General features: G+C 64.4%; 22 protein-coding genes. 12 read left to right on the forward strand and 10 right to left on the reverse strand.

The annotated features are described in order from the left end of the window. Nucleotides 1-20 precede the first annotated feature (20 nt). The 3 genes from putA to JQ628_RS06920 all read left to right on the forward strand — a co-directional run bounded on the left by putA (nucleotide 21) and on the right by JQ628_RS06920 (nucleotide 4,996). Nucleotides 21-3,020: a bifunctional proline dehydrogenase/L-glutamate gamma-semialdehyde dehydrogenase PutA gene (gene putA / locus JQ628_RS06910; RefSeq protein WP_212221236.1), complete on the forward strand. Its 3,000-nt coding sequence runs from the start codon at nucleotides 21-23 to the stop codon at nucleotides 3,018-3,020. Between the two features lie 108 nt (nucleotides 3,021-3,128). Beyond that, nucleotides 3,129-4,337, forward strand: coding sequence for a CaiB/BaiF CoA transferase family protein (locus JQ628_RS06915; RefSeq protein ID WP_212221239.1), 1,209 nt, complete (start codon nucleotides 3,129-3,131; stop codon nucleotides 4,335-4,337). A gap of 11 nt (nucleotides 4,338-4,348) precedes the next feature. Beyond that, nucleotides 4,349-4,996: a glutathione S-transferase family protein gene (locus JQ628_RS06920; protein ID WP_212221241.1), complete on the forward strand. Its 648-nt coding sequence runs from the start codon at nucleotides 4,349-4,351 to the stop codon at nucleotides 4,994-4,996. Between the two features lie 66 nt (nucleotides 4,997-5,062). On the opposite strand, the gene JQ628_RS06925 is transcribed toward JQ628_RS06920, so the two are convergent. From JQ628_RS06925 to JQ628_RS06935, 3 genes are all read right to left on the reverse strand, one after another. Then, the gene (locus tag JQ628_RS06925) at nucleotides 5,063-5,227 is read right to left on the reverse strand and encodes a hypothetical protein (protein ID WP_212221243.1); all 165 of its coding nucleotides are present in this window, start codon (nucleotides 5,225-5,227) and stop codon (nucleotides 5,063-5,065) included. A 67-nt stretch (nucleotides 5,228-5,294) separates the two neighbouring features. Continuing rightward, nucleotides 5,295-6,842 (reverse strand): hypothetical protein, encoded by a 1,548-nt coding sequence (locus tag JQ628_RS06930; protein WP_212221245.1) that lies wholly within the window; start codon nucleotides 6,840-6,842, stop codon nucleotides 5,295-5,297. Between the two features lie 101 nt (nucleotides 6,843-6,943). Beyond that, entirely contained in the window at nucleotides 6,944-7,948 is a 1,005-nt protein-coding gene (locus tag JQ628_RS06935) for a hypothetical protein (RefSeq protein ID WP_212221247.1), read from the reverse strand. Between the two features lie 293 nt (nucleotides 7,949-8,241). On the opposite strand from JQ628_RS06935, the gene JQ628_RS06940 reads away from it, so the two are divergent. Both JQ628_RS06940 and JQ628_RS06945 read left to right on the forward strand, forming a co-directional pair. Next, complete coding sequence (locus tag JQ628_RS06940) at nucleotides 8,242-8,613, forward strand: Crp/Fnr family transcriptional regulator (protein ID WP_212221248.1); 372 nt, start codon at nucleotides 8,242-8,244, stop codon at nucleotides 8,611-8,613. After that, nucleotides 8,613-9,422: an MBL fold metallo-hydrolase gene (locus tag JQ628_RS06945; protein ID WP_212221250.1), complete on the forward strand. Its 810-nt coding sequence runs from the start codon at nucleotides 8,613-8,615 to the stop codon at nucleotides 9,420-9,422. The genes JQ628_RS06940 and JQ628_RS06945 overlap by 1 nt, the downstream gene beginning before the upstream one ends. 174 nt (nucleotides 9,423-9,596) lie before the next feature. Here JQ628_RS06945 and JQ628_RS06950 read toward each other — a convergent pair whose 3' ends face one another. Beyond that, nucleotides 9,597-10,511, reverse strand: a complete 915-nt coding sequence (locus JQ628_RS06950) for a LysR family transcriptional regulator (protein WP_212221251.1) — start codon at nucleotides 10,509-10,511, stop codon at nucleotides 9,597-9,599. 107 nt (nucleotides 10,512-10,618) lie between these two features. Here JQ628_RS06950 and JQ628_RS06955 point away from each other — a divergent pair, with 107 nt between their 5' ends. From JQ628_RS06955 to JQ628_RS06970, 4 genes are all read left to right on the forward strand, one after another. Next, the gene (locus JQ628_RS06955; protein ID WP_212221253.1) at nucleotides 10,619-11,371 is read left to right on the forward strand and encodes an SDR family NAD(P)-dependent oxidoreductase; all 753 of its coding nucleotides are present in this window, start codon (nucleotides 10,619-10,621) and stop codon (nucleotides 11,369-11,371) included. Between the two features lie 84 nt (nucleotides 11,372-11,455). After that, nucleotides 11,456-12,154, forward strand: a complete 699-nt coding sequence (locus JQ628_RS06960; protein ID WP_212221255.1) for a pirin family protein — start codon at nucleotides 11,456-11,458, stop codon at nucleotides 12,152-12,154. A gap of 141 nt (nucleotides 12,155-12,295) precedes the next feature. Then, a complete protein-coding gene (wrbA, locus tag JQ628_RS06965) occupies nucleotides 12,296-12,895 on the forward strand; it encodes an NAD(P)H:quinone oxidoreductase (protein WP_212221257.1) in 600 nt (199 codons plus the stop codon). 263 nt (nucleotides 12,896-13,158) lie between these two features. Then, nucleotides 13,159-14,106, forward strand: coding sequence for a DUF5996 family protein (locus JQ628_RS06970; protein ID WP_212221258.1), 948 nt, complete (start codon nucleotides 13,159-13,161; stop codon nucleotides 14,104-14,106). Here JQ628_RS06970 and JQ628_RS06975 read toward each other — a convergent pair. Together JQ628_RS06975 and JQ628_RS06980 are read right to left on the reverse strand one after the other, a co-directional pair. Next, the gene (locus JQ628_RS06975; RefSeq protein ID WP_212221260.1) at nucleotides 14,099-15,304 is read right to left on the reverse strand and encodes a GNAT family N-acetyltransferase; all 1,206 of its coding nucleotides are present in this window, start codon (nucleotides 15,302-15,304) and stop codon (nucleotides 14,099-14,101) included. The genes JQ628_RS06970 and JQ628_RS06975 overlap by 8 nt on opposite strands. 2 nt (nucleotides 15,305-15,306) lie before the next feature. After that, a complete protein-coding gene (locus tag JQ628_RS06980) occupies nucleotides 15,307-16,239 on the reverse strand; it encodes a cupin-like domain-containing protein (protein ID WP_212221262.1) in 933 nt (310 codons plus the stop codon). A 211-nt stretch (nucleotides 16,240-16,450) separates the two neighbouring features. On the opposite strand from JQ628_RS06980, the gene JQ628_RS06985 reads away from it, so the two are divergent. Beyond that, on the forward strand, nucleotides 16,451-17,542 hold the full coding sequence (locus JQ628_RS06985) for a glycosyltransferase (RefSeq protein WP_212221264.1): 1,092 nt from the start codon (nucleotides 16,451-16,453) through the stop codon (nucleotides 17,540-17,542). 131 nt (nucleotides 17,543-17,673) lie between these two features. Here JQ628_RS06985 and JQ628_RS06990 read toward each other — a convergent pair whose 3' ends face one another. From JQ628_RS06990 to JQ628_RS07005, 4 genes are all read right to left on the reverse strand, one after another. Beyond that, on the reverse strand, nucleotides 17,674-18,987 hold the full coding sequence (locus JQ628_RS06990; RefSeq protein WP_212221266.1) for an O-antigen ligase family protein: 1,314 nt from the start codon (nucleotides 18,985-18,987) through the stop codon (nucleotides 17,674-17,676). Next, nucleotides 18,984-19,997 (reverse strand): glycosyltransferase family 2 protein, encoded by a 1,014-nt coding sequence (locus JQ628_RS06995; RefSeq protein ID WP_249127590.1) that lies wholly within the window; start codon nucleotides 19,995-19,997, stop codon nucleotides 18,984-18,986. The genes JQ628_RS06990 and JQ628_RS06995 overlap by 4 nt, the downstream gene beginning before the upstream one ends. 184 nt (nucleotides 19,998-20,181) lie before the next feature. Beyond that, entirely contained in the window at nucleotides 20,182-21,192 is a 1,011-nt protein-coding gene (locus JQ628_RS07000) for a glycoside hydrolase family 26 protein (RefSeq protein ID WP_212221270.1), read from the reverse strand. Then, nucleotides 21,179-23,134 (reverse strand): acyltransferase family protein, encoded by a 1,956-nt coding sequence (locus JQ628_RS07005; RefSeq protein WP_212221272.1) that lies wholly within the window; start codon nucleotides 23,132-23,134, stop codon nucleotides 21,179-21,181. The genes JQ628_RS07000 and JQ628_RS07005 overlap by 14 nt, the downstream gene beginning before the upstream one ends. A 449-nt stretch (nucleotides 23,135-23,583) precedes the next feature. Here JQ628_RS07005 and JQ628_RS07010 point away from each other — a divergent pair, with 449 nt between their 5' ends. Beyond that, nucleotides 23,584-24,513, forward strand: coding sequence for a DUF6492 family protein (locus JQ628_RS07010; protein ID WP_212221274.1), 930 nt, complete (start codon nucleotides 23,584-23,586; stop codon nucleotides 24,511-24,513). Further along, the gene (locus tag JQ628_RS07015; protein WP_212221276.1) at nucleotides 24,510-25,952 is read left to right on the forward strand and encodes an oligosaccharide flippase family protein; all 1,443 of its coding nucleotides are present in this window, start codon (nucleotides 24,510-24,512) and stop codon (nucleotides 25,950-25,952) included. The genes JQ628_RS07010 and JQ628_RS07015 overlap by 4 nt, the downstream gene beginning before the upstream one ends. Nucleotides 25,953-25,957 lie beyond the last annotated feature (5 nt).

The following is a 25,957-nucleotide window of genomic DNA, read 5'->3' on the forward strand; positions in this document are numbered from 1 at the left end:
ATATCTGCTGAGGAATCGCCATGCCCGACCTGCCCCCGCCGTTCAGCGCGCCCTATGCGCCCGACGATGCTGCCTTTGCCGCCCGGTTGCTCGCCACAGCCAGACTGACCGCGGCGCAGGAGGCGCGTATCGACCGTACGGCGGCGCGGCTGATCGAATCGATCCGGGCCAACGACGATCCGCTCGGCGGCGTCGAAGACATGCTGCGCGAGTTCGCGCTCTCGACCAAAGAGGGCCTCGCGCTGATGGTGCTGGCCGAAGCGCTGCTGCGGGTGCCCGACGCCCGCACCGCCGACAGCTTCATCGAGGATCGGCTCGGCCACGGCGACTTCGTGCATCATGAGACAAAATCCAGCGCGTTCCTGGTCAATGCATCGGCCTGGGCGCTCGGCGTTTCCGCGCGCGTGATCCAGCCGGGCGAGACGCCGCAGGGCACGATCGGGCGGCTGACAAAGCGGCTCGGCGCACCCGCGGTGCGCGCCGCGACGCGGCAGGCGATGCGGCTGATGGGCAGTCACTTTGTGCTGGGCGAGACGATCGAGGCCGCGCTGGAGCGGGCAAGGCCGCAAGCGAGACATCACCAGCGCTATTCCTTCGACATGCTAGGGGAAGGCGCGCGCACCGCAGACGATGCAAGACGCTATTTCGATTCCTACGCCCGCGCGATCGAGGCGATCGGCCGCGCCGCCGACAACAATCCCCTGCCCGACCGTCCCGGCATTTCCGTGAAGCTGTCGGCGCTGCATCCGCGCTTCGAGGCGGTCAGCCGCGGCCGCGTGATGGCGGAGCTGGTGCCGCAACTGCTCGCGCTGGCGCAGCGGGCGCAGGCGTATGACCTCAATTTCACTGTCGATGCCGAGGAAGCGGACCGGCTGGAGCTTTCGCTCGATGTGATCGCGGCGGCGTTTTCCGATACCTCGCTCGCAGGCTGGGACGGTTTCGGGCTGGCGGTCCAGGCCTACCAGAAGCGGGCGAGCGATGTGATCGACTATGTCGACGAGCTTGCGCGCCGGCAAAACTGCAAGATGATGCTGCGGCTCGTCAAGGGCGCCTATTGGGACACCGAGATCAAGCGCGCGCAGGAGCGCGGGCTCGACGGCTATCCGGTGTTCTCGCGCAAGGCGACGACGGATTTGAACTACGTCGCCTGTGCGCAAAAGCTGCTGGCGCTTCGGCCGCGCATCTTTCCGCAATTTGCCACGCATAATGCCCTGACAGTTGCGAGCATTCTGGAACTGTGCGGCGACGGCGGCGGATATGAGTTCCAGCGGCTGCACGGCATGGGTGAGGCGCTGTATGCGCAATTGCGCGAGGATCGTCCGGAATTGGCCTGCCGCACCTATGCGCCGGTCGGCAGCCATCGCGATTTGCTCGCCTATCTGGTGCGGCGGCTGCTGGAGAACGGCGCCAATTCTTCCTTCGCGGCACAGGCTGCCGATGAAGGCGTGCCGGCGGCGGCGCTGTTGAAGCGGCCGGCGGACATTATTGGCGCGGCAGAAAACGCGCGGCATCCGAACATTCCGTTGCCGCGCGATCTCTACGGGGCGCAGCGCGTCAATTCGCGTGGAATTGAGTTCGGTGAGCGGGCGGCGCTGTCGGCACTGGTCACGGCAATCGCGGCGGAGCAGGTGACGCCAGCCAGTATCGCCGATGCAACGCCGGAGCAGGCGAATGCGGCGGTCGCGTCGGCGCGCCAGGGATTTTTGCGCTGGAGCAGGACGCCGGCGAACGAGCGCGCGCATATGCTGGAACGGGCTGCCGACCTGCTGGAGCAGCGGCGAGCGCATTTCATCGCGCTGCTACAGCGCGAGGGTGGCAAGACGCTCGACGATGCGCTGTCGGAGGTGCGCGAGGCGGTGGATTTCTGCCGCTACTATGCCGCGCAAGGCCGCAAATTGTTCGGCGATCGCGAGGAGATGCCGGGGCCGACCGGCGAAAGCAACCTGCTGCGCTTGCGCGGCCGCGGGGTATTCGTGGCGATCTCGCCGTGGAATTTTCCGCTGGCGATTTTTTTGGGACAGGTGACGGCGGCGCTGATGGCCGGCAATGCCGTGGTGGCAAAGCCCGCGGAGCAGACGCCGCTGATCGCGGCGGAAGCCGTGAAACTGCTGCATGAGGCCGGCGTGCCTGCGTCGGCGCTGCATCTGGTGCAAGGCGACGGACGCATCGGCGCAGTGCTCACGGCGCATCGCGACATCGCCGGCGTGGTCTTCACCGGCTCCACCGAGGTGGCGCGCGCGATCAACCGGACGCTGGCCGCCAAGGATGGACCGATCGTGCCGCTGATCGCGGAGACCGGCGGCATCAATGCCATGATCGTCGATGCCACCGCGTTGCCCGAACAGGTCGCCGACGACGTCGTTACTTCCGCGTTCCGCTCCGCCGGCCAGCGCTGCTCGGCGCTCCGGCTGCTGCTGGTGCAGGATGACGTCGCCGACCGCATGATCGAAATGATCGCGGGCGCGGCGCGCGAGCTGCGGCTCGGCGATCCCGGCGACCCTGCCACGCATGTCGGGCCGGTGATCGACACGGATGCAAAGCAGAAGCTGGAGGCACATATCGCCCGGATGAAGCAGGAGGCGCGCGTGCACTATGCGGGCGAAGCGCCGGTGGGGAACTTCGTCGCGCCGCATATTTTTGAACTGTCCGATGCCGCGCAGTTAACGGAAGAAGTGTTCGGCCCGGTGCTGCATGTGGTGCGCTACCGTGCGGATGGGCTCGATCGCGTGCTGCGGTCGATCGAGAGCAGCGGCTACGGGCTGACGCTCGGCATTCATTCGCGCATCGACGACACGATCGAGGACATTATCGATCGTCTTCAGGTCGGCAACATCTACGTCAACCGCAACATGATCGGCGCCGTCGTCGGCGTGCAGCCGTTCGGCGGCTTTGGCCTCTCCGGCACCGGCCCCAAAGCCGGCGGGCCGCATTACCTAGCGCGGTTCGCGACGGAGCAGACGGTGACGGTGAACACGGCCGCCGCAGGCGGGAACGCGGCGCTGCTGGCGGGCGGGGAGTGATGAGAAAGTGCCGTTGCACCATGCGCCCGAGACGGGTCAAATGGTTTCCGAAAAGTGCAATTCTGCCGCACGAACAAGACCAACAGGCGCACCGGGAGCGACGTCGATATGGAAGAAAAGGGCATCTTCGAAGGGCTGAAGGTTCTGGATTGCGCGAGCTTCATCGCGGCGCCCGCGGCTGCTACCGTGCTGTCGGATTTCGGCGCCGACGTGATCAAGATCGAGCCGCCCGGCGCGGGCGATCCCTATCGCAATTTGCCGAACCTGCCGGGCTATCCGCACAGCGAGCATAATTTCGCCTGGCTGCTGGAAGCGCGCAACAAGAAGAGCCTGGCGCTCGACCTCTCGAAGCCGGAGGGACAGGCGGTGCTGCACAAGCTGGCGGCGCAGGCCGACGTGTTCATCACCAACTATCCGCCGCAGGTGCGCGAGCGGCTCGGCATCACCCATGAGCACCTCGCCCCGCATAACGAGCGGCTGATCTATGCCTCCTTCACCGGCTATGGCGAAAAGGGCGAGGAAGCCAACAAGCCGGGCTTTGACAGCAACGCCTATTGGGCGCGCTCGGGCCTGATGGACCTGGTGCGAGCGACGGAAGACACCACGCCCGCGCGCTCGGTGGCCGGCATGGGCGACCACCCCTGCGCGATGGCGTTTTACAGCGCGATCGTCACCGCGCTCTACAAGCGCGAGCGTACCGGCAAGGGTTCGCATGTCTCGTCCAACCTGATGGCCAACGGCATCTGGGCGGCGTCCGTGCTGGCGCAGGCAAAGCTGGTCGGCGCCAAATTCGAACGTCGGCGGCCGCGCGAAGAGGCGCTCAATGCGGTGACCAATCACTATCAGTGCAAGGACGGCCGCTGGATCATCCTGTCGTTGCTGAACGAGGACCGCCAGTGGCCGGCGCTGGCGAAATGCCTCGGCCGCGAGGACCTGATCGCCGACGCGCGCTTTGCCACCAAGAAGGACCGGCATGCGCGCTCGACCGAGCTGGTGAAGATTTTTGACAAAGTGTTTGCCACACGGACTCTCGCGGAGTGGCGAAAGATCCTCGACGGCAGCGGGCTGGTGTTCGGCGTGGTCGGCATCCTCGACGACATTCCGAACGACCAGCAGATGATCGACAACGAGGTGCTGGTGCCGTTCGAGAACGACACCATGCTGACGATCAGTAGCCCGATCTGGGTCGACGGCAGCAAGAAGGTGCAGCCCCGCAAGCCGCCCGGCGTCGGCGAACACTCCGATGAGATTTTGCGCAACGCGGGCTATGACGAGGCGGCGATCAGCAAGCTGCGCGCGTCGGGTGCGGTGGCCTGAGCCGCAACAGCATGCCGAAATATCGACTGCATTATTTTCCGGAGTCCGGCAACAGCTACAAGCTTGCGCTGATGCTGACGCTGTGCGGCCAAACGTTTGAGGGCGTCTGGACCGATTTCGGCGGCGGCGTCACCCGCACCGAGCAATGGCGGCGCGACGTCAATCCGATGGGCGAGATTCCGGTGCTGGAGGTGGACGGAAAGAAGCTGACACAGACCGCGCCGATCCTGCTGCAGCTTGCCGAGCAATATGGAAAGTTCGGCGACGAGACCGCGGAAGAAAAATTCGAACTGCTGCGCTGGCTGTTCTGGGACAACCACAAGCTCACCGGCTACATGGCGACCTACCGCTTCATGCGCACCTTCACGCCGTCGGGCGATCCGCAGGTGCTGAAATTCCTGCGTTGGCGGGTGGACGATTTCCTCCGCATATTGGAACAGCATCTACAGCAGAACGCGTTTGCGATCGGCGCGCGGCCGAGCGTGGCAGATATCTCGATGATGGCCTATCTGCATTATCCCGCCGATGAGCACGGTTACGACTTTGCGACGAGCCATCCGGCGATCGCTGCCTGGCTGGCGCGGATCGCGGCGCTACCGGGGTGGAAGCCGGCCTACGAACTGTTGCCGGGCAAACGGCTGACGCATTACGCTAAATAGTTAGCCGGCGCTCCCCGGCTCTGCGGAGCAGCGTTGCACGCTGCACGGCGTCCGGGACACGAGAGTTCAGCGATTGAACCACGCCCAGGCGATGCCGAGCGCGATCACGCCGGCGATGACGGTGACGGCGATGGCCCAGGTGCTGACGCGGACGGCGCTGACGGCCTCCCTTGCGGCCGTGTTCCGGGCGATCTCGCGATTGCGTTCCTTCTCCTGATCGGAAGAGCTCATCGTCCAACCCCGGGGTTCATTGCCTGCCGTCGACGCCAGCGGCAGTCTAGCACCGAACGATGACGATTCACCGGGTTTTCACGAAGCACATGCCGATGCGGTTTTCGCCGGCCGTCTGGCAGGCGAGGCCTTTCGCGCAAGTCCATGAGCGGAAGCTGGCGTCGTTGGCGCCCTTGCTCAGTTGCCGGTAGCAATGCGCGCCCCAGCCGTCGCTGTATTCGGTGCCCGCCAGCTCGGTGCTGCCGCGCAATTGCGGCCGGCTGGAAAAGCCGCGGGAGAAATCCGGCGCCTTGCCGTCCCGTAGCGCCGCAAGGATATCGCGGCGGCGGTCCTGGTCGCCGAAGAAATGCGGCGAGGCCGGCACCACGGTGGAGTTCGAAGGCTTTGCCGCCATCCAGTCGACGCCCGGAAAATGAAAGCCGCCGATGCCGCGGGTCTGGTGACAGCCCGAGCAGGTGATGTCGTTCAGGCGCCGCTCGAAGCCGCCGGGCGAGCGGATATTTTGCAGCGAGGCGCCGCTGTGTGCCGCCTGCTGCAAGGCGCCGACGACGTCGGCCTCGGAAAACACGGGGCTGCCGCCCTCACCTGCCGTCATGCCAAAGGCGGCTTGCATATCTGACGGCGCAAATCCCACCGGCGTCGGCGCGATCGCGCTCCTGGCCAAAAATTGTTCGGGAATGAGCAGCGTGCCGCGATCGAGCTCTGCAAAATGTCCGGGATCGAGCAGCCACGCCTTGAAGTCGCGCCTGAGATTTTCGTCCGCAAGGATCCGCTCGCGGTCGATCTGGTTTTCCAGCGGCGCTTCCTCAAAGCGCTTTGCCGATGCGTTGTAGCGAAACACCTTCAAGAGATAATCGGTGCGGAAATCGCGCACCGCCGATTTCGGCGCATGCGCGATCTGCAAATTGGTCTCGATCCGGTCGATGCTTTCATATCCGACCAGATCGAGCGGTCCGTTCTTCGCCAGCAGTTTTTTTGCGAGCTCGGCGCCGGTTGAAGACTCGTCCGATAATGCCAGCCAGCGGCGTGCGATCTCGGCGCAGGTGATGGGCTGGCCGTCGCGATCGTTCGGATAGTCACCTTTCGCCCTCAGCACGATGTTGAACGTCATCGGCAGGCGCGGCGCGTTGTCTTCGAAGGTGGCAGTGCGCGTCAGCCGGTAGATCAGCCGGATCTCGCCGCAATTCTCCGGGGCCACATAGGCGCGGTCCATCCGGTTGACGATGCCGGCCAGCACGAAGCGCGTATCGGGCGAGTAAAGCTGCGCGCGGTCGAATAGCTGGAAATCAAAACCCTCGCCGACGCCGATGCTTTCTTTCGGAAGAGCGGCCTTGTGCCGTTCGATGTAGCGATCGAACTCGCCATCGATCGCTTGCCTCACCGGAATCATCGACGGCAACGCGAAGAGCTGGGCATCGGTGAGCGGAAGATCGGCGGAGCGCGCCGGCACGAGCATGCGGCCGAGGCCGAACCTGCCGCGATCGAGCTCGCGCAGCGCGAGAGGATCCGATATCGCCGCTCCGCGTTCCAGCGGCGGCTTTTCCGCCGCGTATGCGCAAATGCCGCTCACCAGCAGCAGGCATACGGGAACGAGACGTCGCAACGCGCGGATCATGCCTCAACAACACCGCGCGGCGCGGCCTTATTCAAGTAAAAAGGCGCCTCACGCCGTGGTGAAGCGCCTTGATTTCGCTTTTAGCTTGCCGGGATTTTTCGTCAGCGCGCGACGATCAGGCCCTTGGAGGTGACGACGACCCAGCGGCCGTCCTGCTTGCGGATGGCGTCGACGCGGCCGAGGCCGGGTACGGGATCGCCGGCATAGACCTCGTAGATGCCGCGGCGGCTCTCGATCAGCGCAACGCCCCTGCCGACGTCGCGCAGCACCCAGCCTTCCACCGTCGGCAGGCGGCCGACTTCGGCCTTAGCGGTAGCGGCGGGTGCGTGGGCCGGCGTAGTTGCGGGCGGCGCGATGGAACCGGTGACGTCCTTCGGCGCGGCAGGAGCTGCGGCTGCAACCGGCGCGGCTGCTGCGGCCGCAGCTTGAGCGGCTTGCTCCTTGCGGAGCTTTTCGACGGCGTCGCTCAGCTTCGCAAGCTTTGCTGCCGGCTCGCCTTGCGCCTTCTCGACCTTGTCGAGGCGGTCGCTGGTCCTGTTGAGCTGGCCGTTCGCGAGTTTGGCGTTCTGCTCGACATTGGCCTTCAGCGCCAGAATATCGGCGTCGAGCCGCGCCACGGAGGCTTCCAGGCCGACATTGCGGACGGAGGCGGCATCATTGGCGGAAAGTTGTCCGATGCCGGCGGTCGCCAACGCACCGCCGACGGCTCCGGCGATCAGCGCCAGCGCAGCCACCGCCGCCATCGCGGAGACGCGGCGCTTGCCGCCCTGCGCGGCCTCGGCCTTGGCGCCAGCGCCCGTGCGGTCGCCAGGTGACATGATCGTGACATTGCCGGGGATGCGCGGCGGCTCGGCTTTTTTCGCTTCGACCTTAGGCGGCTCCGCCTTCACCTCGGCCTTCGCCTCGAACGTCGGTTCGACCTTGGGCGCATCAGCCTTGGCCGGGTCAGCCTTAGCCGCGTCAGCCTCGGGCGCAGTGTCTTCCTGCTCGGGCGCAATGCCGGGAGATTCGACGTCGGGTGCGGACTGAACCGGTCCTGAAGCTGCCTCCGATGCCGGCGCGGCATTGGTTTCGGAGCTGACGGGTTCCGGCTTTTGTTCGCTCACGGCAAATTCTCCAGAATAGATTGACCATTTGGTAACTTTCAAAACTTGCCAATTCGTTACCACCCACCGCGTTACCGAAATTTTAGGAACTTTTCCGGGGCGGATTTGGGCCGGGATGATGGCGTTGTGCGGCGGTGCCGGACACCGGCCCTTGCTGCTTTGCGGAAAAACCCTTTCGCCCGCTCCGTTTGCGCCGGTCCGTTTCGGGATTAACATGCAAGCCGAGCGTGATCCGGGACCATGATGCGATCGCATCATAATCGAGGGGCACCAAGCCAGAAGGCGGCGGCACGATGGCAATCGAAAAATGCATCAAGGAATTTGGCGTCGATGACGTCATTTTCGAGGAAGGCTCGACGGACCGCGAACTGTATGTCGTGCTCGACGGCGAGGTCGAGATCGCCAAGGTGAAAGGCCAGGCCAAGACGGTGATCGTCACGCTCGGCAAGGGCGAGTTCTTCGGCGAGATGGCCGTGATCGACGGCTCCTCGCGCTCGGCGACCGCAATTGCGGCCACGCCAAACACCCGCGTGATGAAGATCAATCACGCCCGCTTCGTCTACCTCGTCAGCCAGCAGCCGGCCTTTGCGCTGATGATCATGGACGCGCTGTCGAAACGGCTGCGCGTCTCCAACGACCGGACCTTTCGGGCGGCGGCCAATTGATGAGCGACCGCAGGCCTTCTCCGTTCAAGACGCTGCTCGACAGCGAGGCCGCCACGCTGATCGAGGCAGCCCCGGACGTCTACCAGATCCGCTTCAAGAACCGCGCGGCCAACGCCTATCTGGTGCGGGGCTCCAGACGCACGATCATGATCGACGTCGGCCTGTCCACCAACTATCCGCATCTCGTCACCTGTCTTGCCCATATCGACGTCACGCCTGACATGATCGACATGGTGGTGCTGAGCCACGAGCATCTCGATCACATCGGCGCCGCCTACCATTTTCACGGCATCAGCTACATCGCCGCGCATCGGCTTGCCGCCAACAAGATCATGCTGCGCGACGACTTTTCGATGCTGCGCAAGATGTTCAACGAGCCGAACGTGCCGATCGACATCGACATCTGGCTGGAAGAAGGCAATTTGATCGACCTCGGCAATTTCCGCCTCAACGTGATGTATACGCCGGGGCACACCTCGGCCTGCGTCACGCTGTTCGACCAGGACAAGGGATTGCTGTTCGCGGCCGACACCTTGATGCCGGGCGGCGTGATGGGCGGCGTGTTCGGCTCCGGCAGTATCGCCGACTACATCCAGTCGCTGGAGCGGCTGAAGGGGCTGAACTCGAAGATCCTGCTGTCCGGCCACGGACGGTTGTCGGATACGCCGCAGGAAGACGTGCGGACCGCGATCCAGCGCTCGCATGGCCTCTTGGAGGACACCGCGCAATTGTTCGACGCGCTGGATGCGCGGCAGAACTTTGAGCCGATCATGCAGTCGGTGCGTGACCTCAACAAGCTGGATGATTGATGCGGCGACCGACGACGAAGGCGCAGCCGAGCGCGCGCTATCGCCACGAATACCGTCATGCCCGGGCTTGTCCCGGGCATCCACGTCTTGGCCGCAGCAAAGAACGAAAGCAAGAAAGACGTGGATGGCCGGGTCAAGCCCGGCCATGACGACGGATGGAGACGGGCGAGCGGTCTACGAGCCCCGCTTCTTCCCCTTGGCAAAATGCGCCGCCAAGAATTCCGCCAGCACCTCGACGCGGGCGGGGCGCGGGCCGCCGGGCGGGGTGACGAGATGCACCGCGCCTTCCGGCTGATGCCAGCCTTTGAGGATCACCTCCACTTCGCCGGCGCGGACGGCGTCGCCGACGATGAACTCCGGCAGGTCGGCGATGCCGAGGCCGGCAATCAGCGCCGGCAAGACGGCTTCGCCGTTGTTGACGCGCAACTGGCCGCCCGGGCGGACACTGGCCTGTTCGCCGGACGCATTGGTGTAGTGCCAGACGTTTTGCGTCGAGAGGTAGGCGTAACCGAAGCATTTGTGCTCGGCGAGATGCATCGGATGCGTCGGCCGGCCATGGCGCTTCAGATAGGAGGGCGCGGCGACGGTGTAGCGCGGCATTGCGCAGAGCCGGCGTGCGATCAGCGAGGAATCCGGCAGCCGCGCGATGCGCAGGCCCGCGTCAAAGCCCTCGCCGATCAGGTCGACCATGGCGTCGCTCAGATGCAGGTCGATCGAGACTTCGGGATATTTTGCAAGGAACTCCGGTAGCAGCGGCGCGACCACCCGCACGCCGAACGTCATCGGCACCGCGAGCCGCACCAAACCGCGTGGCGTCGTCGATTGCGCCAGCGCCTCGTTCTCGGCGGCCTCGCCGTCGGACAACAGGCGCGCGGCGCGCTCGGCGAGCTTTTGGCCGGCGTCGGTCAGCGCGAGCCGCCGGGAGGTGCGGTTGAACAGCCGGGCGCCCAGCCGTTCCTCCAGCCGGCTGACCGCCTTGGAAACGGTTGCCTTGGACAGCGCGAGCTCGGTCGAGGCGGCCGCAAACGACCGTAATTCCACGACTTTTGCGAAAATCGCCAGCGCCTCGAAGTCGGGGAGTTTGGACATCCGCCTATCTCTCTTTTGGAAACAATGTGTTTCAATAGTTTCTATTTCTATACCACAGCGGAAAGCATATCCAACCTCCATCGAATTCAAGCGGTTGGAGAAATTCCATGACCAAGAAGCTCTCAGGAAAAGTCGCCCTCGTCACCGGCGGTTCGCGCGGCATCGGCGCGGCCAGCGCCCGCGCTCTCGCAGACGAAGGCGCCAGTGTCGCCATCAGCTATGTCGCCTCCCCCGACAAGGCGGAAGCCGTCGTCGCCGACCTCAAGGCGAAGGGCGTGCAAGCCCGCGCCTACAAGGCCGACCAGGCCTCGTCTGCGGACGTCGAAAAGCTCGTCAATGATGTCGCAAAGGACTTCGGGCGGCTCGACATCCTCGTCAACAATGCCGGCGTCGCGGCCGGCGGTCAGGTCAACGATCCCGCGGCGGATATCGCGGCTCTGGATCGGCAGGATGACATCAACGTCCACGGCGTCATCAGCGCGATCCGCGCCGCCTCCAGGCTGATGGGTGAAGGTGGCCGCATCGTCACCGTCGGCTCCATGCTCGCGGACCGCGCCGCATTCCCCGGTCTCGCCGACTACGTCGCCACCAAGGCGGCGGTCGTCGGCTACACGAAGGGCGCGGCACGCGATCTGGGACCGCGCGGCATCACCGTGAACGTGTTGCAGCCGGGCTCGATCAACACCGAGATGAACCCGGACGATGATCGCGAGTTTGCGGAAGCCCAACGCAAGCAGCACGCGCTGCAACGCTTCGGCAGGCCCGAGGAAGTGGCGGCCGGCGTCGTGTTCCTGACGAGCCCGCAGGCTTCGTTCGTCACCGGTACGGTGCTCAACGTCGATGGCGGATTCAACGCCTGATCCGAAACAACCCTGGAGATGCCGGGACCTTGTGAGTCCGGCACCTTCCTTCTCTCTCAATTGAAAAATCAAAGGAGACATCACATGATTGACGTCAGAACATTCGAGAGCCTCGGCGGCGCCGATCACGGCTGGCTGAAGGCCAAGCATCACTTCTCGTTCGGCAGCCACTATGACCCCAACAACATGGGCCATGGCGCCTTGCGGGTGTGGAACGATGACGAGATCGCGCCGAACACCGGCTTTCCCGCCCATCCCCACGCCAACATGGAGATCATCACCTATGTCCGCGAAGGCGCGATCACGCACCAGGACTCCCTTGGCAACAAGGGCCGCACGGAAGCGGGCGACGTGCAGGTGATGAGCGCCGGCAGCGGCATCCGCCACTCCGAATACAATCTGGAGCCGGGCAAGACCAAGATCTTCCAGATCTGGATCGTGCCGACCACGCAGGGCGGCGCGCCGACCTGGGGTGCCAAACCGTTTCCCAAGGCGGACCGCTCCGGAAAGTTCGTCACCATCGCCAGCGGCTTCAAGGCCGACAACGATGCGCTGCCGATCCGGGCCGATGCGCGGGTGCTCGCCACTACGCTAAAGGCCGGTGAAAGCGCGGAGTATGAGCCGGCGAAGGCGCGAAATCTCTATCTGGTGCCGGCCGTCGGCAGTGTCGAGGTCAACGGCGTTTTCGCCAATGCCCGCGACGGTGTCGCGATCAGCGACGAGACGAAGCTGACGATCACGGCGCTGGAGGATACCGAGCTGGTGCTGGTCGACGCGGCCTGATTGCCAAACACACAACTCGTCATGCCCGGGCTTGGCCCGGGCATCCATCCCTCTTCGGAAGACTCCTTTCGAAATTGATGGATGGCCGGGTCAAGCCCGGCCATGACGATCTCTTCATCCCCAACCTCAAAGGAAGCCATCATGGCCAAAGTACTCGTGCTCTACTACTCCGCCTACGGTCACATCGAAACCATGGCCAACGCTGTCGCCGACGGCGCGCGCGAAGCCGGCGCCACCGTCGACGTCAAGCGTGTGCCCGAACTGGTGCCCGCTGATGTCGCCAAGGCGTCGTATTACAAGGTCGATCAGGCAGCTCCCGTCGCCAAGATCGACGATCTTGCCAATTACGATGCGATCATCGTCGGCACCGGCACGCGCTTCGGCCGAATGGCCTCGCAGATGGCGAATTTTCTGGACCAGGCCGGTGGCCTGTGGGCCAAGGGCGCGCTGCACGGCAAGGTCGGCGGCGCCTTCACTTCGAGCGCCACCCAGCATGGCGGCCAGGAAACCACGCTGTTCTCCATCATCACCAACCTCCTGCATTTCGGCATGACGGTGGTCGGCCTCAATTACGGTTTTGCCGGCCAGATGAAGCTGGACGAAGTCACCGGCGGCGCGCCCTATGGCGCAACGACGATCACCGGCGGCGACGGCAGCCGGCAGCCGAGCGAGAACGAGCTCGCCGGCGCACGCTACCAGGGACGCGTGATCGCGGAGACCGCACAGAAGCTGCATGGCTGATGCGACGAGGGCGGCATTCTCAAGCGGGGATGCCGTCCTATCTACCGTTTCGGTGAACGGTGGATCATGGCCAATGGTTGAGCTTCTTTTTGTCGCGCAGGCGTTACGCAAGCCGCTGCGGGCGTTTGCCCGGCGCTGGTATTGCCGCGGCCTGTTTCGTGCGACGCGCGGTGCACACCGCTGTCCGGAGTGCACGAGATCGTGAGTCCGGCGTAGCGGATTCGTGATAAGGCTTTCACCCGCACAACCACACAGAGCTGAACATGAGCAGCGATCCGCGAGCCAACTGGCCGGAATTGCCGACGGCAGCATGGCGCGAGACCTATGCCACCCTCCATCTCTGGACGCAGGTGATCGGAAAAATCCGCCTTGCCCGCTCGCCCTGGCTCAACCATTCCTGGCATGTCGCGCTTTATGTCACGCCGCGCGGCCTGACCACCTCACCGATTCCGGACGACGCCGGCAGCTTCCAGATCGACTTCGATTTCATCGATCATTGCCTGCGCATTGCCACCAGCGACGGCAGAAAGCGGCAGTTTGCGCTGGCGGGACATTCGGTGGCGAGCTTCTATGCCGCCGTGAAGAGCCAATTGGCTGAGCTCGGCATCGCTGTCGTCATCGACGAGACACCGAATGAATTGCCGGATCCGATTCCGTTCCCGAAGGACACGACGCACGCTTCCTACGATGCCGACGCCGTCGGACGCTTCCTGCAAATCCTCGTCAACAGCGATCGCGTGTTCAAGCAGTTCCGCACCGGTTTTCTCGGCAAGGCCAGCCCGGTGCATTTCTTCTGGGGCAGTTTCGATCTCGCGGTGACGCGCTTTTCGGGCCGAGCCGCGCCGCGCCATCCCGGCGGCGTGCCGCATTTGCCGGACTCCGTCGCGACCGAGGCCTATTCGCATGAAGTGAGCAGCGCGGGCTTCTGGCCCGGCGGCGGCGCGATCGACTATCCCGCGTTCTATTCCTATGCCTATCCGGAGCCGCAGGGATTTCGCAACGCCGCGGTCAAGCCGGAGGCGGCGTTCTTCAGCGAGGCGCTGAGCGAATTCGTCCTGCCCTACGACGCCGTGCGAAATGCAGCCGACCCCGACGCCGCGCTGCTCGCCTTCCTGCAAAGCACCTATGAAGCCGCCGCCATCGCCGCAAAATGGGATCGCGACGCGCTGGAATGCCCGAGCGGCCAGCCCGGCGTGGTGCGGGCTATTTAGCCCGACCTGCTTCGCGCGAGCCGGCTTTGCCGAACGCACGCTTCAAATGCTCGGTCAACGCCGGATAACGCCGCAGTTCGCGCACGGCGCGATCGCGCAGGGCGTGGCGCCATCCGCGCCAGCTCAGGGCTGCGCTGATATCGGCAAGCGGGATTGGCGTCGCACCGAAACGGCGCTTGTAGTCATAATCGCCGACGCTGAAATCGAATTCGCGAACGCCCTGCTTGTGGAGGGCCGCCATGGTGCGATCGATGATCAGCCGCCCCGGCGAGTAATGCGACCATTTCTCGCCGGCATTGCTGACGCGCAGCATCACATAGCGTGACCCTTCGCGAACGCCCAGCAGGACGGCCACGACCTCCTCGCCCGCGGTGAGCATCGAGAGCACGGCATAGCCGCTGGCGACGTTGTCGCGGATGAGATGGCGGTAGAACGCGCCGTTGTTTCCCTGGGCCAGCACGAAATTGGCACCCAGCTCGCGCATCCGCGCGCCCTGCTGCTCGTCCAGAACGGTGAGGACCCGCAGCGCCTCGTCCGCGTCGGTCAGGATGCGGAATGCGGCGGACGGATGCGCACCGAAGTGTCGCCAGTGGCGATCCAGCACCTTGCGAATGTCGCGCTTCAGCGAGCGGCGATATTGCTCGAAATCATCCGATGTGACGACGATGTTGCCGTTGAGCGAACACGGCCCCGCGGCGCGCGGCATCGCGAGCGGATTGGGCGCGCCGCCGAGCTCGAGCGGAAGCTTCTTGAACCGGATGAGGTCGGCGCCACCGGCAAGCCGGCGCAACGCCCGGCGCAGCTCGCGCCAAAGCTCCTTTGCCGCTCCGGCGTCGCGCGGCGCGGCAGGGCCCAGCACGGGCGCGTTGTAGTCGGTGAGGTCGAGGTCGGCGAATTCGACGACCCGCAAGCCATTGATCGTGCGCCGGATCAACGGCAGGCGCAGCGCAATTTCCCCGGTCGCGCGATCCCGCAACGTCACGAGCAACGGCTTTGCATCATCGCGCGCGGCAAAGGCGCGGTACCAGGCGCCGAGCCAGCGGCTGTGCTGGAACGGAGTGACCTGCCCTCGCCGGCGCAGCGCGTCCCACTCACCGGCAACGGCGCTCCAGTCGGAATCGATCTCGACGGCGAACGCGGCGCGCGGCGCGCGGCTCAAGGCCGCGCGCTGTGCCACATCGTTCGTCAGCGTGGTCACGCTCAGGCCGCCTTCGGCAGATCGATCATCTGCTCGGGATGGTTCTGGTCGAGCCTGAACTCGACCTGGTTGCGCGCCTTGCGCTGGCGCTTGACCCATGAGGTGTTGCGCAACGCCTTTTGCAGCAACGCCTTGGCAAAGAACGACGGCCCCTTGAGCGCGCGGCTCTTCGGCTCCCAGCCAATGCGATGGCGCAACAGGCCGTTGGCGAGGTTGACGATGCGGGCACGGCGGATCGCGTCGTTCTCGAACTGCACGGTCATGGAGATGTTGACGGTACCGAGATTTTCGACCCGATGCGGTGCGTTGAGCGGCCAGTTCAGCATGTAACCCGGCTCGAGATCGATCACGGTGGCGTGGCGGTCGTACCATTCGGCATAGGGAATATCGAGCTCGAGCTCGAACAACTGCACGTCCTCGAGGAAGCGCGTGGTCAGGAACGGCTCGGTCGGCGGATAGATCCAGACACGCTTGCGGCCGGCGATCTGGATCAGGCCCTGGCCGGGAAGATCGGCGTGATACGGCACCTTGGCTTCCGGCGCCGAGATCAGGATGCCGGCATCGAATTTCGGCGCGGTGAAATCGGGCCGCCGGGCGCGAACTTCCTCGAACATCTGCGCGAGCAGGTCGTGGTAGCTGCGATCGATTTCGGAGGCCATGCGCAGGTTGAGCCACAGACCGCCCTTCGAGATCGCATCGATCACCTGGCGGCCGCTGAAATCGCCGATGTCGCCGTGGCGCCAGATGCGCTTGCCGTCCTTGATGCCGGTCTGCATCAGGCTGTAATGCTCGCGCGGATAGTTCTCGATCAGCTTGGCCAGATGATCCAGCGAGAAGGCCGGCGACTTGTGCATGCTGTGGGCCAGCTTGACGGGCTGATTGCCCCAGAGGGCTGTGTGGGTCTGATCCCAGTCGGTCAAAATCTTGTTGGTCATTATGCTCTGCTCCAGGTCGCGTCATTCACCTGAGGCTGCCATCTGGGACTGTCCCGAAATTGCATGCGCTGCCACAGGCTGGCCATGCGATGTCCCGTTGCGAGACGAACGCGCGACCTTATGCCTCATCTAGCAAGAGCGATGCCGCAGCCTGTCGCAGGACGCTTACGCGGCGCTAATGTCTGCGCGGTATGGCTAACGCGAGAACCAAATGACATCAGAGCCGCCATACCAGACGCTTTTCCTCGGCGCGGGGCCGCAAATGCAATGCGGCGTCGGCCAGTTCACGCGCCTGTTGCAGCAAGAGATCGAGCGTTCGTCACCCGGCGGTAGCACTACGTTAACCCTGACGCGGACGGATGGCTCGTTTCGCGACATCCGGCACGCGGTCGATTCCGTTAACAGCGTGGTGTGCAACTTTCCGATCGTGGCCTGGAAGCGGGTGATCGTTCGCCCGCTGCTGACACTGCTGATCGCAAAGCTGCGCCGGCGCAAGGTTGTCCTGATTCAGCACGAATGGGCGGGACTGCACTGGGCGCGCCGTCTCACCTATGCCCCTGCCCTGTTGCTGGCCGATACCATCGTGATGTTCACACCACTGGTGCGGCGGGAGCTGGCGGACGATTTTTGGGTCGGCTGGACGGTCAAAAAAGTCGCGCTGGCGCCGCTGCCGCCGAACATCGAGGCGCCGGCGAAACCAGCAGATTCGGAATTGCGCCAGCGGCTGGCGCGTGCACGCGCCGATCGGCGACTGGTGATCGGCCATTTCGGATCGATCTATCCGGGCAAGCAGCCCAATGCGCTGCTCGATATCGGCGCGATCCTGAAGCGGCGCGGGCTGAAGCCGCTGATCGTCTATATCGGCTCGTTCATCCGCGGCACCGACAATGTCGAACAGGATTTTTTCGCCCGCGCATCGGCTCTGGGCTTGACTGACGATGTCATCGTCAGCGGCTACGTCGCCTCCGATGCCGAGGTGTTCGGGCTGTTCAGCGAGGTCGATGCGTTCTGCTACCCGCTGGGCGAAGGCCTGACTGCGCGCCGCTCGAGCGTGCTGACCTGCGTGCAGTCCGGAAAGCCGCTCGTCGTGACCGCTCCGGCGCTGGGGGAGGAATTCGACCACCATCCGCGCTTCAGGCAATTGATCGAGAGCGGCGCCATCGCGCTGGTGGCGCGCGGATCGGGCGATGAGGCTTATGCCGACAGCATTGTGGCGGCAGCAAAAGCGCAGGTTACGCGAGCGCCGTTCGATTTCCGCGGCTGGTGGCACGACGTGGCCGCGGCCGTGAATGCGCAGCTGTAGGAAGCGTTCCCCGGACGCTGCGCAGCGCGAAGCGGTGCGCGGCAGAGCCGGGGTCCGGTGCCTTACAAAAGATGGGTCCCGCCTCTGCGGAGCAGCGCTATGCGCTGCACCGCGTCCGGGACACGAGCTTATCAAGCCTTTGCCCGAAAGCGCGCGAGGTAGTGCAGAAAGAAGATCGCCAGCAGCAGCGTGAACCAGGTCGGATCGGCGCGATCGAGGAAAAAGCTTTCCATCGACGCGAGATAAAGCCCGAACAGCCAGATGCGCAGCAGCGCCATCGCGAGCGGGCCGCCATTGCCGCCGGTATCGGCCCGTTGAAAATCACGCAGCGGCACGATGACCAGCACCAGGATGAGCAGCGCCAGCCCCGGCAAGCCCATGCCGAGCGCGGTGTCGAGATAGCCGTTGTGGCTGTGCGAGGAGAAGGCCGCCCATTCCTTGCCTGCCGGCAGATCCTGGATGGCGCTGGAGCCCCAAAACGCCTGAAATCCGTAGCCGGTCGCCAGACGCGCCTGAAGGGACTGAACGGCGAAGGTCCAGATGTCGGTGCGCCCGGTAAAGGTCGAGTCGAACGGCAGCAGCTTTGACCACGATGCGAGCGCGGGACTGAGCACAGTGCCGACACTGAGCAGATTGAGTATCGCCAGCGGCGTCAGCAGCATCACCGCGCGCAGCCAGAACCACGGCACGACTGCAACGATCGAGGTGAGGAACAGCACCATGAAGCACAGCGACAGCGAGCTCTTGCCGGCGGCATAGACCAGGAACAGCGCGCATAGTCCGATAATGGTTGGGCCCGAAATCCAGCCGCCTTCGCGCGTGATATAGATGCCGAGGAACAGCAGCATCGCCATCATGCTCGCCGCGGCATTCTTGTGGCCGAACGTGCCGCGCCAGTTGCCGGCAAGCAGCGGCTCCTGCAAATCGGTCGCCAGATGCATCGACAGATGCGGCGCCAGCAGCAGCCCGAGATAGCAGGCGGCGAGCAGGCCGAGCGCAGCGATGCTGAACCAGCGCATCACCTCATGCCGCGACCTCGCCAGCAGCGGCATCGATGCCGCAACGGCGACGACGCAAGCCGTCAGCGCAAAGCGGCGCAGCGACGTTCCGCGATCGAACGACAGGATGGTGGTGAGGACAAGCCACCCGCCGAACAGCAGGAAAGAGCTGGTCCACAGCGTTGCCAGCCCCTGCGCGTTGTCGCGCGCGACCAGGAAGACCGCGACGACCGCAAGGATCGCGAAGATCACATAGGTTGGCAGGTCGTTGCCGGTGCTGGTGTCGCCGACTGCGTATTCGCCGAGATCGGCATACGGACGGAGCGAGATCCACACCAGCAGCAGCGTTCCGATGAAGAGGCCGGCGCGGACGACATCGATGACCTGCTGGCGGCCGATCCCGCCGGCCACGCTGTTCAGTTCCGACGTGACGGCTGCCCGGTTCAAGAGACGATCTTCGATGCTTTGTAGGGTTGCGGCTCGATGCCAATGGCGGCCAGCGCGCTGCCGGCCGCCACCGTCATCGGATGCATGGCGATCACCGCCTTGTGCGCCGATAGCGCAAGACCGATCGCGCGCGGCAGCGACATCGGAAGCGCGGCCAGCATCTTCAGCGTGAGCGCGGCGCGCGACCAGCGGTTCGGCGCGACCTTGCGCTGGACGTGGTAGTTGATGGCGCCGATGCGCAAGCCGCGCACCACCAGCCAGCGCAGGCTGGTCCGCCCCGGCGGCACGGTCTCGTCGATCACGGCTTCGGCGGCCCAGTGAAATTTCATGCCTGCCGTCATGCAGCGCCAGAAGAAGTCGGTGTCGCCGCCGCCGAGCAGATTGAAGCGCAGATCGAAGGCGGGTTGCGGCATCCGCTCGAACACCGAACGCGAGATCAGGCAGTTGCCGCTGCCGTAGATGACGGGCACGGGACCCGAGGTGGCGTAAGCCGGCGCGAAGGCGGGATGATCGCGCAGGCCGCGCTTTCGCGCATCGTCGAAATGGGGAAACACCGGGCCGCCGACGATATCGGCGCCGCTGGTCTCGGCCGCATGCACCATCTTGTCGAGCCAGCCGGGCGAGGCAATCTCGTCATCGTCGATCATCAGGAAATGACCGGCGTGCGGAAACGATTCCAGCGCGGTTTCGAAGGCGGCGTTGATGGCGTGGCAATTGCCCTGGCGCGGCTCGACGACGCAGAGGCCGGAAAGTTTTCCGGCGAGCAGGAATTCGGTTGCGACCGGAACCGCCTCGCATTTGGCGGCATCGTTGTCCACGATCACGACGGCGAAGCGGCGGCCGGTCGACTGGCGCGCCAGCGAGTTCAGCGTCTTGCGCAGGTGCTGCGGCCGGCGAAAACTCGGAATGCACACGACGATGCCGATCGTGGTATCGAGCGCGCCCGAAGCTGCGACCAGCGCGCGGTTTTCGCGCTCGGGCGCGAGCGATACAGTAGCGGCTTCGTCCATGGCAGTTCGCATCCTGCTCTCTATGGCCGGCGTCCCGAAACGGGATCGCCGGGCAATCCCGGGACAATGTCGTGCCAATGCGGCCGCCGCCATCGGGCGCTGCCGCATGCGGTCACGATAACGCCCTCAATATTGCAAAATGCGGTCCGGCGCGGCCGTCGACGTTTCACACTTCGTGCCACGGTTAAGGAACAGCGTTAACCCGAGGTAACGCGCCGCGTGACTTTACGGCGGAGCCGGAAAACAGCTTGCGGAACAATTTTTCAGACTGCGGGAATCGGCCGGTGTCGATCCGCGTCGGCCACAATCCATCGACATTGAAATAGCCTGCGTAGGCGAGGTGGTCGCGGTTCTGCATGAACCACTCGTGCATTTTCCGGATGAAATAGGGATTGTCGCCGAAATGGCCGACGCCCCATTCGGGGTAGCTCATGAGCTTGTTGTGTTTGGCGGCGAAGTCACGGTGCCATTCCAGGCCGAACGGCGCTTTCAGGTAGAATTTCTCCCAGCGTTCCTCGGGCGTGCCGTCATATTTGAAATCATAGACGTCGAGGCCGATGATATCGACGACGTCGTCGCCGGGATAAGCGAGATCGGCCGGCGTCTCCTGCGGTCCCCATCCCGGACACCAGTCGAACCTGAAATCGCGGGAATGTTTTCGGAAGATGCCGACGACGCGGCGGAACGCCGCGATGTAATCGGCCTCGTGCCCCCTGGTGAACCAGACCATCTGCTCGAGATTCATCTCCCAGCCGAGCCGGATAATGGCCCTCGGCTGCGCCTCGGCGATCGCCCTTGCCGCCTGCTCGAACTCGGCGTCATGCTTGCCCTCTGCCACGTCGGAAAGCGGCGTATCCTTCATCGTGAGGGGAAGCGACCAGGCCACGTTGCGCGCGGGATTGAGCTTCTTCCACACGCCCGGCACCCAGGTGAAGCGTGACAGCTTCTCCCAGGAATCGTCGTTATAGAAATCGACGGCGATGACCGAGGACGGTTTCTGATTCAGCCATTTTTCCCATTGCTGTAGCGTATGCTCGCGGCCGACCTGTCCCCAGTCGACGAAGGCGCCGGCGAGCCTGGCCGAATCGCTACGCGGCAACGAACCGGCCTTGCCATATGCCGCGGCCATTCCGCTCGCCGCCACGCCGATGGCGGCCATCAACAGGCTGCGGCGCAGGCGATCAATCGCGGACATCGCCGGCCCTTGCGAGCTTTTTGGCAAACGAAGACGACAGCCGCCGGCCGACCTCGACCGAACCCTGCTCGGTCAGATGGCCCTCATCGAACTGGATCGGAATATCGCCTTGGACGAATTCGTCGCAGCGGTCATGGCGGCAGATCGTATCGTAGACGGAGACGTAAGCCGCGCCGCGCGAGGTCACCAGCGCATCCATCGTCCGGTCGCGTTCCCTGATTCCCGGCGTGCGCCGCGCATAGGCGGCATAGCTTTCGCCGCGCCTGATCTGATCGGCCAAAAGCCGCGGCAGGGCGCGGTCATATTCGACGATCGGACCCAGCACGACGGCCTCGATGCCGCGCATTCTCAGCGTATCGATCACCACGGATAGATCGGCGAGATCCTCGTCCTTCCAGGACGCCGCGAGAATAACCTTGTCGACCTTGTTGTTGACCAGGAAATCGTTGAAGACGAAGTGCATCAGCTTCGGACAGGACCGCGTCTCGAGCGCCGAGATGGCCGGGATCGCCGGACGGCACATGCTGGCGGTGGCCTGCATGACGTTCACGTCGGGCATCGCCGCCGACAATCCAAGCCAGAGATGTGCCGCATGGCTGTCGCCGACCAGCAAATAGTTGGGCGAACGCGGGTCGACCTTCACGCAGGTCTCGACGTCGAGCTGCTGGCGATTGGTGGCAAGAAAGCACTTTCCGGTGCGGAACGCGTTCGACGAATCATAGGCAAGATAGGAGGCGATTGAGACGACACGGTCGGAGAAACGGAACGGCGCACCGTCCGCCAGAAGGATCATGACGCAGGCCACGAACGCGGAAGCCATTGTCGCCGACGCGGTCGCGAACACCGCAGGCTTCGTCGAGTAACGCGCCATGGCCCGGAACGGCCGCTCGATGAACCTCCACGACACGATGGCGAGCCCGATCGATGCGGCGATCACGACCAGCTTTGCCGCGACGGACGAGCCCGGGTAAAGCAGGCCATCCGTGCGCTGGAACACGGTGAGTGGCCAGTGCCACAAATAGAGCGAATAGGAGATGAGGCCGACAAAGACCAGCGGCGGCAGCGACAGCAGCCAGCCGGCCCAGGAAACACCGCGCTCGCTCGAAGCGATCACCATCACCGAGCCCACGGCGGCAAGACCGACCATCGGCAGCAGCGGCGCCGAGGCCGATCCCAGCAGGATGACGCCGATCAGCAGTGCGAGCCCGACAGCGCCGATGACATTCCGGCTCAATGCGCCCGACGGCGCTGGAATTGCGCCGATCGCAAGCAACGCACCGAGCGCAAGCTCCCAGGCGCGGAACGGCGTCAAATAGAACATCAGCGACGCGTTGCGATAGCTCATCAGGACGGCGGCTGCGAAGGACAGCGCCGCGGCGGCGGCAAGCCACCATTTCGCCTGCCTCGGCATGAAGCGATAAAGCAGCAGCATCATGAGCGGCGCGATGAAATAGAACTGCTCCTCGACACCGAGCGACCAGGTATGCAGCAGCGGTTTTGTCTCCGCCGGCGCGTCGAAATATCCGGCCGTCTTCGCGAAGTAGACATTGGATACGGAGCCGACCGCGGCGGCGAGGCTCTTGGCAAAATCCTCGAACTCGACCGGCAGAAAATAGACGTAAGCGAGGACCCCGGTCACGGCGAACATGGCAAACAAGGCCGGCAGGATGCGCAGGATGCGGCGCTTGTAGAAATCGCCGAGCGAAAAGCTCCCGTTGCGGATGTCCTGATCGATCATCCCGCAGATCAGATATCCCGATATGACGAAGAAGATGTCGACGCCGACGAAGCCGCCGGCGAATCCGGGAAGGCCGACATGGTAAAGAACCACCGGGAGGACAGCGAGCGCTCGCAGGCCATCGATGTCGGAGCGATATTTCATGATCGGGACCTCGACCGGAATTTGCACCGCGATGTCACCGCCCGTGCCAAAGACGGACATCGCGGACGATTTCACTGTGCCGAAAAGAACCAGCGACGCAGCGTGATCGGTGCTGATCGAGGACTCCGGCATTTTCGGATTCGCCTTGCGGCTTGCCCGAGCCGGCTTGTGCAATATCCGGTCCAGCGCCGCGCGGTGTGCAAGCGGCGCGTGATTCAGAGTTAACACCCACCGCACCGTTCCATCCGCAGGACATGCGGGACGAAAGCCGCACCGAAACGACGCACGGCCCCGCAATAGCGAACTCCACGGGCCGGAGGCGGCCTGCCCATTTGTTTGCGAAAGCAAATCTCGCGCAGGCAACGCCCGACGAACGCGGCGATTTAACCATGTCGACACGCCTAACGCGCGTCCATGGCTATCCGGCACCGATCTTGCTCATCGCGACAGGCCAACAATCGCGGCTGCCCAAAAAGCGGCCCGATCGTCATCGCGAGAGAGTTTTGGAAATGGATCGTGTAGCGCTGCTGACCCCGACCTACGGGCGCGACCTGGAAATCTGCACCCTGCTTTGCGAAAGCGTGGACCGGCATGTCCGCTCCTTTTCGAAGCACTATCTGCTGGTTCCGGATTGCGACCTGCCGCTGTTCGCGCACCTTGCGAGCGAGCACCGCGTGATCATCCCGGCGTCGGCCTATCTGCCGGGATGGCTGCGGCCGCTGCCGCGCATCGTCCAGCGCAAGCGCCGGCAGTTCTGGTGGTCGCTGCGCGCCAAGCCGGTGAGCGGATGGCATGTCCAGCAATTCCTCAAGATCGCCGCGACCATGTCGCTGCCGCATCAGCGTTACTGCATCCTCGATTCCGACATCCTGTTCTTCCGGGATTTCGACCTGTCGCGTTTCGAGCATCCCAACCCGATTCCGCTGCTCAGCATGCCCGACGAGATCGTCGCCACCACCAAGCCGCATCATTCGCGCTGGGTGGTGACCAGCCATCAACTGCTCGGACTGCCGGTGCCGCCGCTGCCGGCGGACGATTACATCGGTCACATCATCTTCTGGGATCAGCAGACGACGCGCGCGATGGCTTCGCGCATCGAGGCGGTCTCCGGCATGAGCTGGATCGAAGCGCTGTGCAAGACGCGCGAATTCTCCGAATACATGCTCTATGGCTATTTCGTGCGCAATGACGCCCGCTTCGCTGCCGGCCATGCCAACACCACCAAGACACCCTGCGTCAGCTATTGGGAGCAGCCGCAGCTCAGCAAGGAGCGGCTGAACGCCCTGTTCCGCCGCGCCGGCAAGAACGACGTCGCCTGTTCGATCACGTCCTTCTCCGGCACGCCGGTCGAGATGATCCGCGCGGCGGTCGCCGAAAATTTCTACGGTGCGCCGCCGCTTGCTCCAGGCGACGAAAAATCGGGGCTTGCCGCCGCATGATCATTGGACAGGCCAGCATCAACCTGACCGCCAACGTGCTCTCGGCGCTGCTGGGGCTCGGATGCGTGTTCGTGTTCACGCGGCTGTTCTCGCCGCATGAATACGGCGTCTATTTGCTGGGCGTCGGCTTTGCTTCGGTCATCAGCGTCTTCCTGGTCGGCTGGTTCCGCAACATCATCCTGAGCGGGCATGCGCGCAATGACGGCACCGACGTGCGCGGGCTCGTCATCTCCGGCTACCTTGTTTGCTGCCTCACCGCACCGATCGCCTACGCGATCGCGCGGCTGGTTGGCCTCGATCCCGTGGCTGCATTGGCCACGGTGGCGCTCTCGGTCGCCATCGGATTGTTCGAACTGACGCAGGACCTGGTGCGCGCGCGGCTGCTTGCGCTATCCGCCATGAAGGCCACGCTGGTCCGCGCCGCAGGCTTGCTCGCGCTCGGCGCCGTGGCGGCGCTGGCGAGCCCGAGCGGTTTCCTGCTGCTGCTCGCCGCAACCTTCGCCTATCTGCTCGCAGTTTTCGTGCAATCGCGTACGGCCTGGCGGGGAACGTCGTTCAAATTCGACCGCTCGGACTTCTTGTCGCTGGCAAAGACCGGCCTGCCGCTGACGGTGTCACTGACCCTGCTCGCGATCTCCAGCGTCACCGATCGCTTCGTGATCGCCAACCTGGTCGGCGAGGCCGACGCGGGCCGCTATGTCGCCGGGCTCGACCTCGTCCGGCAGACGCTGATGATGCCGGCCATGAGCATGGCCGCCGCGTTCTTCCCGATGGCGGTGCAGATCCATGCGCGCCAGGGCGACGATGCCGTGCGTTCGCATCTTGCCGAATGCGTCGAACTGCTGCTGGCCGTCACCCTGCCCGCCGCGCTCGGCTTTGCCGCGATCTCGAGCCACGTCGCCAATGTTCTGCTCGGTCCCGAATTCCGCGAGCTGGCCATCCAGATCATGCCCATCCTCGCAGTAGCCGTCGTGTTCCAGGTCCTGACCCAGCAATATCTGCATGCGAGTTTCCTGCTGTCGGGCCGCAATTCGTTCTACCTGATCAATACAGCCTCGATCATCGCCGCCAACGTGATCCTGTCGTACGTGCTGGTCCATTTGTTCGGTACGGTCGGCGCGGCCTGGGCACGGCTTGCCGCCGACGTCACCGGATTTGCCTGCGCGCTGATCCTCACCCGCTTTGCTTTCCGCGTGCCGCTGCCGCTTGGCCGGCTGGCACCGATCCTGATCGCGGCGCTCACGATGGCGCTGATCGTCGCGGCGCTTGATCGCGGCCTGCATGTCGGCGACCTCACAGCCTGCGCGATCCTCGCGGGCCTTGGCCTCGTCAGCTACGCGGCGCTCGCCTGGGTTTTTGACATCGCCCGGGCGCGTGGACGCATCAAGCGCGCTCTTGCGCTGTTTCGAACCAGATTTGCCAACAACGATATCGGGTGAACACC

This window comes from Bradyrhizobium lablabi (assembly GCF_018129385.1).
Classification (GTDB): domain Bacteria; phylum Pseudomonadota; class Alphaproteobacteria; order Rhizobiales; family Xanthobacteraceae; genus Bradyrhizobium; species Bradyrhizobium lablabi_C.